Here is a 12,657-nt window from a genome sequence, read left to right on the forward strand (position 1 = left end):
GCCGGCGTTTGCACACGAGGAACAAACATGATGTCCTGGTACGCCATTCACACGAAGCCCCGACAGGAGGACGTCGTGGAAAGAAATCTCCAGCGTTGGGGCCTCGTTACCTTCAATCCCAAACTGGAGAAGGTCCGTTACCTCGCTGGGAAGCGACGGTCACACGTGGGACCATTGTTCCCTGGCTACATTTTCTCCCGATTCGATCCTGCCGTCTCGCTCCGGCTCGTCCGGTATGCGCACGGCGTCCGCGATGTCGTCCGATCGGGCGGTGAGCCCGTTCCCGTAGCGGATGAGATCATTGAGCTGATTGCCGCGCGGATGTGCGAAGGGTACGTTCGCATCGAACCGCAGTTTCGCCCGGGGGACCGCGTGCGTATCGAGAGTGGTCCGCTCAGCGGCCTGACGGGTATTTTCGAGCGGGAGATGAGCGATCGGCAGCGCGTCATGATCCTGCTCGCGGCCATTGAATATCACGCTCGCGTCATCGTCGAGAAGTCGTGTTTGAGGAAATTATGAGCTAGAGGCCAGGAGTCAGAAGCCGAAGGCTCACCTTCCGGCTCCTCGATCTGACTCCCGGCCTCTTTTCCAGCGCGTCGCGCTGATGAAAACCGGAAGGAATATCGTTGGGGGCAGGTGGCGCACCTGATGGGCGGCAGCCTGCCTTGAGGGGGAACGAAGAAGATGGCTTTCTTTCTCGTGACGGGTGGAGCCGGGTTCATCGGCTCGCATCTTGTTCATCGCCTCGTCGGCGAGGGCCACCGGGTCAGAGTCCTCGACAATCTCTCGGAGGGACGACGAGAAAATCTCGCTGATGTGATGGATGCCATCGAATTCATCCTCGGCGATCTCCGCGATCGCGCCGTCGTGCGCCGGGCGGTCACCGGTGTGGAATACGTGTTGCATCAAGCTGCCTTGCGGTCTGTGCCTCGGTCGGTGGCCGATCCTTTCGCCACGCACGATGTCAATGTGACGGGCACTCTCACGCTTCTTCTGGCGGCGCGGGATGCGGGCGTGCGTCGTGTGGTTTTCGCCTCGTCCTCTTCGGTCTACGGATCGGCGGCAGAGCTTCCGCTTCGGGAGAGTCAGATGCCTCAACCCATTTCTCCCTATGCAGCCTCAAAGGTTGCCGGAGAGTTTTACTGCGCGGTGTTCACGTCGCTCTATCAGGTGGAGACCGTGTGCCTGCGCTACTTCAACGTTTTCGGCCCTCGACAGGACCCCACATCGGAGTACGCAGCGGTGATTCCTCGATTCGTCATGGCGGCTCTCACGGGCGCTCCCCTGGAGATTCATGGCGATGGGCTGCAATCGAGGGATTTCACTTACATTGACAATGTGGTGGAGGCGAATCTTCTGGCCGCCACAACGCCGGGGATTGCCGGCGAGGTTTTCAATGTCGGCGGAGGCGAACGCTATTCGGTACTGGAGATCAAGGCGCATCTCGAAGAAATTCTCGGCACACCTTTGGCGGCCTATCACACACCGGCGAGAGCCGGCGATGTCCGTCACACGCAGGCCGACTTGACCAAAGCGGCCGAACGGCTGGGCTATCGCCCGACGATTTCCTTCCGTGAGGGATTGAGGAGAACGGTCGAGTCTATTCGTGTTGCGCTCGGCCCCAGGTAATGGGGTGAGTATCAAACGAAATGAAAGCGTTCTGTTCGATTCGCAGGGGCGAGGCATACGCCGACACCACTTGATTATCTTCATGCCGAAGAAGATCACGGAAAAGACGATGAAAGGCGTCGTAGCCCTGACGGCGACACAGGGAGCCGTGCTGGCCCTTACCCTGGGAACGAACATCGTACTGGCCAGGTTGCTCGAGCCCGGCGACGTCGGAATTTACGCCCTGCTCAACATCGTCGTTTTGGCGGCCTACTTCTTTACCGATTTCGGGTTAGCGGGAACACTGATTCAGCGACCCGAAGAGCCGTGTCGGCGAGAGCTGCGAACTGTGTTCACGGTTCAAATGGTCCTGGCCCTCGCTCTGACGTGCGGCCTTGTGATGCTTGGCCCGACGGTGCGCCATTTCTACCGGCTTGATGAGGGAATCGGTCCGGCGCTCCCCGTACTCAGCCTCATTCTCCTGGCGACACCGTTCGAATCGGTTTCCGGTGTCGTCTTGGAACGGAGGTTGAACTATTCGGCGGTGGGAGTCATTCATCTGCTTGGAGGAATCAGTTATGCCGGGACGTCCATTAGCTTGGCCGTGACGGGAGCGGGCGTGTGGAGCTTGATCGGGGGAAACGTGGCATCGAGTCTCACCCGGGCGCTCGTCGCCGTGACGCTCTCCCGGTGGCCGATAGGTGTGGCGCTTGAGGGGCGATTTCTCCGCGAGTCCTTGTCATCGGGGATCTCCTATCAACTGGGCGGTATTTTGCCTCTCGTTCGGGACAACGCGCCGCTGTTGATGGCAGGGGTGCTGTTCGGCCCGATTCCGGTGGGATATGTGGCCTGGGCGCGAACGCTGACGTATGGTCTGACGAATGTCTTCGCTCATGCCTGGGCGCGCGTGGGCTATAGTGCGACGGCGCGTCTGTGTCAGGAACGGCAACAGCAATCGGTCTTGATCGAGAAGATGACGCTCACTCTGACGCTGGTGATCCTCCCGCTCAGTATTCTGCTGATCGGTCTGCGGCGACCGATGATCTCGGTGATCTTCGGTGATAAATGGTTGCCGGCCCTGCCGGCGGTCGTTCTCTTTGGTATGCGCATGATTGGGGCCAGTCTGGCTACGCTTTTTGTTGCGGCGCTTAACGGGAATGGACATTTTCCTCTGGGAGCCCGAATCCTCTCCATCTGGACGTTGCTCGAAGTACTCGTTTCCACGCCACTCATTCTCATGTTTGGCGGAATCGGAGTCGCTATAGGTGCGGCGGCGACAGTTTGGGTGGCCGTCGTATGGATGATCCGCGCCCTTCAAAAGATAAGCTGTCCCGGTATTGTGAAAGCCGTGACTAAACCCACTGTGGCTGCTCTCATCACCAGCCTTTTCCTCGAGGTGATGAGCAGCTATGTCACCGGAGTGATCTCGCTCGCAGTCATCGGCCTGAGCGGACTTGCTGTTTACCTGGTGGTCATTGTCCTCACCATCCCGGAGATCTCGGCGAGCGCCGTCAGGCATGCGGCAGGGTTACGGCAGCGCTTCGTGGTAGGAGAGCTATGAAGCTATGAAGGACGATCGTTGGGGACCATCCGATGGTGCTCCTGATGTGGGATGGCGCGACCTGTATCCTTCCGGAGCGGCTCCGTCGTTTGCTATCGCCGTTCTGGTTCCGACATATCGGCGACCGGAGTATCTGTCCCGCTGTTTGCAATCACTGATGGAGCAAACGAGGCCCCCCAGGGAAGTGATTGTGATTGTGCGCGATACTGATCGGGAGTCTCACGAAGTCGTGCGAAGGTTTCAGGTAGGATCGGCAACAGTGTGCGTAACAATGGTTCCCGTCACGCAGCCGGGACCCCTTGCCGCCATCAAACGAGGTTTCGCAGCAGTTGCCGGAAGAGGCGACATTGACCTGGTTCTGGTCATTGATGACGATGCTGAGGCAGAACCGGACTGGGTCGAAAGGATAAGCCGTCATTTCCTTGACCCGTCGGTGGGGGCTGTGGGAGGACCAACACCCAACTTCATCGGGGGAGGATCAGGCGAACTGCCGCCAGCCACCGTGGTCGGGTACATTTCCTGGTACGGCAGGCATATCGGCAACATGTACCGATCTCCCTCTTTCACCGACGTGCGCCCGGTGCAGAGTTTCATGGGAGGCAATGTAGCGTTTCGACGAACCGTGCTCGATTGCCTCGAGGTGGAGATGCGGTTGATCGGCAGTGCCGTCGCCTATGAGGTTGACCTGGCCTTCCAGGTGATCGGGAAAGGGTATCAGGTTCTCTTCGACCCACTCGCGCGAGTTCGCCACCATGAAGTACCCCGTCCGCCTGACGTCGAGTCGCGGGAGGATGTCGCGCGAAAAATCTACTCCTACAGCCACAACCACACCTACGTGATGATGAAGCATCTGCATCTGTGGAGAAAGCTCGCCTTTCTCGTCTATTTTTTCCTTCGGGGCGAGCGGGGTTCCTGGGGCCTGGTGACGGCTCTTGGCGAGACGATACTGCGGCGGCGAGTATCCCACTGGCGACATGTCCCGCTGGCCTATCGGGGCAAGATCGCGGGCCTGAGAGCCTATCTGGACTACCGAAAGGAGCAAAGATCGCGCCTGTGCCGGGAGGCCACTCGACCAAACGGAGGTGATCCGGTCGGGAATCCGATCAGCATAGCATAAGGTGCACATTCGAGAGTGTCGCCATGCAGCGTATCGCTCATCTCCAGCACAGTTTTCAGATGAGATCCTCCGTGAGCGCCATAGCCCTGGCGCTCTCGATAGGATACGGCCTGGCGTCGTTGCTCACTATGGCCAACTGGCGCTGGATACTCATCGGCGGCGTCTTTATCGTTACTCTGGTGGTTGGGTTGCAGATTCTCCGTGACTGGCGACGGGGGATCACGGCATTCTTTCTCTGGATCGTGGTAGAAGACCTCATACGAAAATACATGGGCAACCAGATCATCCTCTATGCCGCTAAGGACCTGCTCATCGTCATGACCTATGCCAGCTTTCTTCTATGGCGGAGAAGGTCGGCGAGCACAGGAGGATGGCAGAATCCCGTCGAGGTTCCCCTGCTGGTGTGCCTGGGCGTGGCCATCGTGAATTGTTTCAACACGGAGATTGATCACCCGCTGGTTCCCCTTGTCGGGTTGCGGATGAATTTCTTCTACCTCCCGCTTCTGGTCCTCGGCTATGTTTATTTTGACTCGGATGCGCGAGTCCGCCGATTCCTTTTGCTGTCGCTCGTCGCGGGAGGAGTGGTCGCGCTGCTGGGCCTTGCGCAGTCGCTTGTTGGACTTGGGTTCCTCAATCCGGGCGGATTTGTCCCTGGCTTACGCCTGGAACTCATTCGCGTGACCCCCGAAAGTCAGTTGTTGATTCCTCGCCCGAACTCGGTCTTTGTGGATGCCGGACGGTTCTCTCAGTACCTGTTTGTGCTCTTCTATTTGGGTCTGGGGGCGATCTGTTACTGGCATCGGTGTGATACCGGGCGCAATTCAGCGGGTGCGGATGCCTGGTCGGAGAACCGCTGGCCCGAGGGTCAGAGGCGATTCCCCTGGGAAATGCCTCGTCCCCCACGCTGGCCTCGATGGACGAAGGTGAGGCAATCGGCCTACCACACTTTTTTCCGTGGCGGCATCTTCGTCTGGGTTTGCTTCGGTCTCATCGTGGCGGGCCTTTTTGTTAGCGCGCAACGGGCCGTCATCGTTCTCCTCGGCCTATCGTTTGTTGTGATCGTGGTGATTGCCTGGTTGGAAAGGCTCCGCTCCTGGGTCAATCGCGGCAAAAGCAGTCGTTTTCCCCTGGCGAAGACAGCAATCTGCGCCATGGGTGTGATCGGTTGCTACAGTCTCATTCGTTGGGATCATCTCGTGGCCGTTTATCGGTTCTGCCTCGAAACGCTCTCGCCACTGGCGCGCGAAACGGAGCTGACCTGGCGTCCCTATGTCTACTGGCAGGACATCCTCAAGGCTGTGCGACAATCGGGAGTCGTCGGTCATGGGACGGGGACGGCGTCGCTCGGCTTGCAGTACGTTTACGACCTCGATTACATGTACGCGGATCAGATCTACCCCTACGCCATTGAGGGTGGCTATGCGTCGGTGATCTGGGAAGCTGGACTCCTCGGACTGGCCGTCTGGTTGTGGTGGACGACACGGCTTGTGATCGCTGGCGTGCAAACGACGCGCTTGCTTCGGGGATCGCGGTTCCACTGGCTCGGGATCTCGCTTTCGATCTTCATCTTTTGCTTCCTCTTCCCCTACTTTTTCCTGGGCATGCAGGTTTATCAAAACTACGTCACCAATGCCTATCACTGGTTTCTCTGCGGGTTGTTATTCCGCTTGCCCGCACTGATCGGGCAAGCCAAATCGTGCCACGATGCCGGTGAAGTGCGACGACCTCTCGGTGCAGGGAACTGATTTCTGGTTTCGGTATGACGAATGGCAAACGGCGCTGTCTCGTGTTGACCAGCGAACTCAACACCTGCGGTGGCATTCAGCGATATACCCGTCATTTGATTCGCTGCCTGAGGGAGATCTACGGAACCGATGCAGTTCGGTCGGTTTCGCTCCTCGCCCGGTCACCGAGGAATGGGTGCGCGACGACGCCAACACTCCTGGATAAGATGGCGTTCAGTTTTCAAAGCCTGCACGAGGCCATTCGCTGGAGACCACAGGCGATCGTCTGCAATCACATCGGGTTGGCTCCCGTCGCGATCGCGTTGAAGAGGATGATGAAGGTGCCTTACGTTGTGCTCACCCATGGCGATGACGTGTGGCGTCCCGTCTCTCGCTGCCAATGGGAACAGGCAGCGATGCTTGTTTCCGTGAGCCAGTACACAGCCCGCTTTCTTTGCGAGCGACGCGGGGTGGAAGTGGAGAAAGTTTGGATTATTCCGGCAGCGCTGGACCCTGAGCTGATTGCCTCTCCGGTTACGGAGGAGGACGTCGTCGCGCGCCACCGGCTCGCAGGCAAGCGCGTGCTCCTGACGGTGAGCCGGCTTGACAGTCAGAGTCGCTACAAAGGCCATGAACAGGTCTTCCGTGCCCTGGCGAAGATTCGACGGCACCTCCCCCCCTGCGTTTATCTGGTCGTCGGCACCGGCAATGATCGGACGTATCTGGAAAGACGCGCTGCCGAGTTCGGCCTCGGGGACATTGTGGTTTTTACCGGTGCGGTGGAGGATAACCTGCTCCCGGCCTACTATCGGGCATGTGATGTCTTTATCATGCCGAGCCTCACCGATTGCGAAAAGATGGTCGGCGAAGGATTCGGCATCGCCTATATTGAGGCAGCGGCCTTCGGCCGTCCGGCGATTGCCGGACGCGGAGGCGGCGCGACTGAGGCCGTTCTCGACGGCGTGACCGGGCTTTTGGTCGATCCTCAGAGCGTGGATGAGATCGCGCAGGCCATTCTCACACTCCTCACAAACGATGACCTTCGTCAGCGTCTGGGCGAACAGGCGCGGGCGCGGGCTCAGCGCGAGTTCACCTTTGATCGCTTCCGGCAACAGGTGGCCGACTTGTTTACCGTCCTTTTCGCGGAAGGCAGCGGCGCATGAGGATTTTGAAAGTCGTCCGGGTCTTTTACCCTGCCGTGACGTGCGGCGGCCTGGCGCTCACAAGCTATGACATTGCACGGCTGCTTGCGCGACGCGGTCATGACGTGACGGTCTTCAGTTCCGATATTCTTGATCGCCATCGCACACTATTCGGTCACACCGTTGAGGATGAGGTTGACGGTGTGCGCGTGATTTATTTTCACACGGTCCTACGCTATCGCTGGGATGGACTTCAACCTGATCTCTGCGACTATCTCGATCGGGTGAGGGAATTCGACCTCATCCATGTCTACGGGTATCGGGATTTTCTCTCGACGCTTGTTTGCAGTTTCGCTCGTCGTGCCGGAGTACCTTATGTGATCGAGCCGATGGGCATGCTCCGGCCTATCTGTCGGAGCCTGCGGAAGAAGAAAGTCTACGACCGCCTCTTTGGACGGCGCTTGGTGGCGGGGGCGCGACGGGTGATCGTTACCTCGGAACAGGAACGGCAGGAAGCGCTCGCCTGGGGTGTTTTGCCCGATCAGCTCGTCGTCCGGCGCAACGGCCTTGATCTCTCGGAGTTCGAGAAGTTGCCGGAACCCGGCGCGTTTCGGCGTCGGCTGGGCCTGAGAGCGACCGACCGCCTCGTCCTGTATCTCGGACGCATCAGCCGAAAGAAAAACGTTCCTCTTCTCGTTGATGCCTTCGCCGATCTGGGAATGCACGGGACGATTCTCGCCATCGTCGGTCCGGACGATGGCGATGGCAGTCGCGAGGACGTCCTGGAAGCAATCGAGCGCCGGCGGCTCAACGGATCAGTGGTGCTCGTGGGGCCTCTGGTGGGGACGGAGCGGCTGGCCGCATATGTGGATGCGCATGTTTTTGTTCTGGTGTCGGAAAGTGAGAACTTCGGCAATGCAGTGGCGGAAGCCATCGCCTGTGGAACTCCGGTGATCATCTCCGAGCGCTGCGGCATCGCCCCGTTGGTGTCGGGTCGAGCCGGACTGGTGATCCCCGTCGAACGAGCCGCGCTCACCGAGGCTCTCCGACATCTCCTCACCCGCGATGACGAACGGCGAGAGATGGCCTGCCGCGCACGGCACCTGCGAGAAGAACTCTCCTGGGAGGAACCGATTACTCTTCTGGAGGATCTCTACGAGGGCATTGTTCGCGACGATCGGTCCGCGACGTATCGGCGGAGTGCGGAATCATCTGCTGCCCCTTCAGCTCGAGGGGAAAATATCGCTCAGATGATCCTGCAGGGGGAAGCACCATGATTGTCCTGGGGATCAATGCCTATCATGGAGATGCTTCGGCAGCGCTTGTAGCCGATGGCCAATTGATCGCAGCGGCGGAGGAGGAACGCTTCAGCCGGATCAAACATGCGGCGGGCTTCCCTCGCCAGGCCATCCGGTACTGCCTGAATGCTGCAGGAATTCGAGCACAGGAGATCGCCCATATCGCCATCTCTCGACGACCGAGTGCCCATCTCTATCGGAAGATTCTTTACGCGCTGGCGCATCAGCCCGATCATCGGTTTCTGAAGAACCGATTGGCCAATGCCGCCCGTGTGCGTGACGTGAAACAAGAGCTGGCACTGACGCTGGATCTGTCACCGCGTGAGATTCGAGCGGAGGTCCATCTGGTGGAGCATCACCGCGCTCATCTAGCCAGTTCGTTCTTCGTCTCCGGATTCGATCAGGCCGCTCTGCTGTCGCTCGACGGATTCGGTGATTTCGTCAGTACGATGTGGGGCGTCGGACGCGATCGAACGCTCCGCATTGATGGGTACGTGACATTTCCTCACTCCCTCGGCGTGCTGTACACGGCGGTCACGCAATATCTGGGCTTTCCCCGGTACGGCGACGAGTACAAAGTCATGGGACTGTCAGCCTATGGCGAGCCGATGTACCTCGACGAGTTCCGTCAAATTGTGCGCGATGGTCGAGGATTGGGATTCAGGCTCAATCTCTCTTACTTCGTTCATCACCGAGAGGGGATTAGCATGACGTGGGACGATGGTGCGCCCACAGTCGACTCGATTTACTCCGACGCCTGGGCCCGGCGGTTCGGCCCGCCCCGCCTGCCGGGAGATCCGGTGGAGGACCGTCACGCTCATCTCGCCGCTTCACTTCAGGGCGTTTTGGAGGAAGTGATCCTGAATCTTCTGAGGCGATTGCACGAGCGAACGGGCCTGAAGGACCTTTGTCTGGCCGGGGGCGTCGCCCTCAACTGCGTGGTCAATGGAAAGATTCTGGCCGAGACGCCCTTCGAGCGCGTTTACATCCAGCCCGCCGCCAATGACGCCGGGACGAGCATTGGAGCGGCCTTCTATGTCTGGCATCAGATTCTGGGTCAGCCGCGCCGATTCAGCATGGACCACGCCTACTGGGGACCTGCTTTCAGCGATGAATCCATTCGCCAGGTGCTTGACCGAGCCGGTGTGAGTTATCGTCGCCTGAAGCGAGACGAACTCGCCCGGACGGTTGCCGAACGTGTGGCGCGGGGCCAGATCATCGGACTGTTCCAGGGCCGGATGGAATTCGGTCCTCGGGCTCTCGGCAATCGAAGCATCCTCGCTGATCCTCGCCGCGCGGAGATGAAAGAGATCTTGAACCGGCGCGTCAAGCACCGAGAGCCGTTCCGCCCGTTCGCCCCGTCCATCCTGCAAGAAGCGCTCGGCCGCTATTTCGAGCAGACCCATCCCTCGCCCTTCATGCTGATGGCTTACAAAGTGAGACCCGAAAAGCGCGCGGAGATTCCCGCTCCCACGCACGTTGATGGAACCGGACGCGTGCAAACGGTCACCCGTGAGGCGAACCCGTTCTTCTGGCAGGTCATTCACTATTTCGAGCGGCTGACCGGAGTCCCCCTGGTCGTCAACACGTCGTTTAATGAGAACGAGCCCATCGTCTGCACGCCAGATGAGGCAATCGCTTGTTTCCTTCGCACCCGAATGGATGGATTGGCCATCGGTGACTATTTCGTCGTGAAGAGGGACGGCGACCCTCCGGTCTTCGAAGACTCCCAGGCGAAAGAGTTTGCGCAACGAAGTCGCGGGGACCTTCCCCTTTGCGAAGAATCACGAAACCGTGCGGTTCAGGGAGAGAGATAGCGAATGCCAAAGCCTGAACTGAATCAGCTTGAGCCGAGGCCGCTGCGGATTCTCGTGCTGAATCAATACTTCCCCCCGGATACGGCGGCGACGGCGATGATGGCTGCGCGGATTGTACAGCACCTGGCCCGGCGGCATCGGGTGACCGTGATTGCCGGCCGACCCTCCTACAATCCCACGGACCGCCATGGACTTTATCTCTGGCGGCGAGAGCACCTGGGGTCGGTGACCGTTCTTCGCGTGGGGTCAACAGCATGCTCGCGTTATCGCATGAGAAATCGGCTGGCGAACTATCTGTCGTATCTCGTGCTGGCCTTCCTGCGAGCCCTTTGGGTGAAGGCGGATGTCATTATTGCCATGACTGATCCGCCGATCATCGGTCTTGTAGCCGCTCTGGTCGCCAGGTTTCGCAGATGTCCCTTTGTGTACAATATCCGCGATCTCCACCCTGATATGGCGCTGGCCAGCGGATTAATCACCCCCGCCTGGTGGGTGACGTTGTGGGAGCGGCTCCATCGGTGGATACTGAAGGAGGCGGCGTGCGTCATCGTCCTCGGCGAGGATATGCGGCGGCGCGTTCTCTCAAAGGGTGTGACTGCCGACAAGATCGCAGTTGTGCGGGATGGGGCGGAGGTTTCGACGCTCTCCCCGCCGCCGGATCATCCGATAGTGCGCGAACTTCGTGCCAATTTCCCTTTCGTTGTCCTTCATGCGGGGAATCTCGGCCATTATGGGGCCTGGGAGACGGTGGTGAAAGCGGTCAAGCTCCTTGAGGATGAAAACTTAGGGGTGGTCTTCGTCGGAGAAGGAGCAGCGAGAGAGAGGATTCTGACGCTCGCGGGAGGATGTCCGCGAATTCGATTCTTTCCTTTTCGGCCTGTCGAGGAGGTCCCGTATGTTCTGGCCGCTGGTGATATCCATCTCGTGACGATGCGGCGAGGGTTGGATGGATTGGTCGTGCCGAGCAAGTTCTATGGGATTGTGGCCGCCGGGCGACCCGTGCTGGCTGTTGTGCCCCGAACAAGCGACATTGCCCGGATCGTCGAGCAATCCGGCTGTGGGATTGTGGTTGATCCCGAGGATCCTTCTTCCCTTGCTGCCGTGATTCGTGATCTTCTTCATCATCCAGAGCGGGTGGACGAGATGGCTCGTTGCGCCCGAGTCATCGCCCCCCAATTCATCCTGGATCATCATCTGGAGCGCTTTGTTTTCCTGATCGAACAGATCGCACGGGCGACATCTCATGCACAGGAGGTAACACCATGTGGTATCAACGGAATGTTCTCGTGACCGGAGGTGCATCCTTCATTGGCTCCCATCTGGTTGACGCGCTGATTGACAGGGGAGCCTGCGTTCGCGTGGTTGATGATCTCTCCAGCGGAAAGATCGAGAATCTCCATCATCACATCCGTACCGGACGAATCGAGTTCATTCACGCTGATCTTCGTGAACCGGGAGTTGCTCGGTTGGCTGTCCGGGATATGGACACGGTCTTTCATCTGGCGGCGGATCATGGCGGACGAGGCTATGTAGAGCTCCGGCAGGCGGGACCCGCCTCGAATCTCCTGCTCGATGGCCTCGTTTTCTGGGAAGCTCTGCGAGCGCGGGTCGAGAAAGTGGTCTACGCTTCGTCGGGTTGCGTTTATCCCAATTACATGCAGAGCGATCCGAACGAGGTTCTTTATCTGAGCGAAGATCTGGTCTCGAGCCCCTACGATGCCGACAACATGTACGGATGGGCCAAGCTCATGGGTGAGCTGACGTTGCGGGCTTATTGTCAGGAATATGGATTGAAGGCCGTTTCCTGCCGATATTTCACCGTCTATGGGCCTCGTGGTGTGGAGAATCACGCCGTCATGGCCATGATTGCGCGCGCCTTTATCGGCCAGGACCCGTTTGAGGTGTGGGGCGACGGCAACCAGGTGCGGAACTGGACCTACGTGGACGACATCGTCCGGGGAACGATCCTGGCTGCCGAACGCATTGATGACGGGACAGCAATCAACCTTGGGACGATGGAGCGCATCCGGGTCATTGATGCTGTTCTGTTGACGCTGGAGTACACGGGGCATCGGGCCACTCTTCGATTTCGACCGGAAATGCCAACAGGACCCCTCAATCGTGTGGCCGATAATCACCTGGCCAGGGAACTGCTGGGGTGGGAACCTGAAGTGTGCTTCCGCGAAGGCCTGAGGCGAACGATCGAGTGGTACTACGCCACCAAGGATCGTGAGCAAGTGCGCGCAATGCTCGATCGCCTGCTTCTTGACCGAAAGCCTAGTGGGGGAGAGATACTCTCCTGGAATAATCCCCAGCCATTGGTTGCCCCCTACCGGTGGTCTCATCCGACGGGTTGAAACGACTCCGGGAATGGCTTGGGATAGCCGGGA

Annotated in this window: 10 protein-coding genes; all 10 read left to right on the forward strand. The window is 59.1% G+C overall.

What is annotated here, in order from left to right; genetic code table 11:
• Positions 1–27 precede the first annotated feature (27 nt).
• The 10 genes from VNM72_10130 (at position 28) to VNM72_10175 (ending at position 12,624) form a co-directional block, all read left to right on the forward strand.
• Positions 28–519 (forward strand): transcription termination/antitermination NusG family protein, encoded by a 492-nt coding sequence (locus VNM72_10130; GenBank protein HXF05757.1) that lies wholly within the window; start codon positions 28–30, stop codon positions 517–519.
• 165 nt (positions 520–684) lie between these two features.
• Positions 685–1,629: an SDR family oxidoreductase gene (locus VNM72_10135; protein ID HXF05758.1), complete on the forward strand. Its 945-nt coding sequence runs from the start codon at positions 685–687 to the stop codon at positions 1,627–1,629.
• An 82-nt stretch (positions 1,630–1,711) separates the two neighbouring features.
• Complete coding sequence (locus VNM72_10140; GenBank protein ID HXF05759.1) at positions 1,712–3,169, forward strand: oligosaccharide flippase family protein; 1,458 nt, start codon at positions 1,712–1,714, stop codon at positions 3,167–3,169.
• A gap of 4 nt (positions 3,170–3,173) precedes the next feature.
• The gene (locus tag VNM72_10145; GenBank protein ID HXF05760.1) at positions 3,174–4,286 is read left to right on the forward strand and encodes a glycosyltransferase; all 1,113 of its coding nucleotides are present in this window, start codon (positions 3,174–3,176) and stop codon (positions 4,284–4,286) included.
• Positions 4,287–4,357: 71 nt separating this feature from the next.
• Entirely contained in the window at positions 4,358–6,031 is a 1,674-nt protein-coding gene (locus VNM72_10150) for a hypothetical protein (protein HXF05761.1), read from the forward strand.
• A gap of 14 nt (positions 6,032–6,045) precedes the next feature.
• Positions 6,046–7,173, forward strand: coding sequence for a glycosyltransferase family 4 protein (locus VNM72_10155; protein HXF05762.1), 1,128 nt, complete (start codon positions 6,046–6,048; stop codon positions 7,171–7,173).
• Positions 7,170–8,429, forward strand: a complete 1,260-nt coding sequence (locus VNM72_10160) for a glycosyltransferase (protein ID HXF05763.1) — start codon at positions 7,170–7,172, stop codon at positions 8,427–8,429. Before VNM72_10155 ends, VNM72_10160 begins: the two co-directional genes overlap by 4 nt.
• Positions 8,426–10,267: a carbamoyltransferase gene (locus VNM72_10165; protein HXF05764.1), complete on the forward strand. Its 1,842-nt coding sequence runs from the start codon at positions 8,426–8,428 to the stop codon at positions 10,265–10,267. The genes VNM72_10160 and VNM72_10165 overlap by 4 nt, the downstream gene beginning before the upstream one ends.
• A 3-nt stretch (positions 10,268–10,270) precedes the next feature.
• On the forward strand, positions 10,271–11,557 hold the full coding sequence (locus VNM72_10170; protein ID HXF05765.1) for a glycosyltransferase family 4 protein: 1,287 nt from the start codon (positions 10,271–10,273) through the stop codon (positions 11,555–11,557).
• Positions 11,530–12,624 carry an NAD-dependent epimerase/dehydratase family protein gene (locus tag VNM72_10175; protein ID HXF05766.1) on the forward strand — a complete coding sequence of 365 codons (1,095 nt, stop codon included), beginning with the start codon at positions 11,530–11,532 and terminating at the stop codon, positions 12,622–12,624. Before VNM72_10170 ends, VNM72_10175 begins: the two co-directional genes overlap by 28 nt.
• Positions 12,625–12,657 lie beyond the last annotated feature (33 nt).

Source organism: Blastocatellia bacterium (assembly GCA_035573895.1).
In the GTDB taxonomy this organism is placed as follows: Bacteria; Acidobacteriota; Blastocatellia; order HR10; family HR10; genus DATLZR01.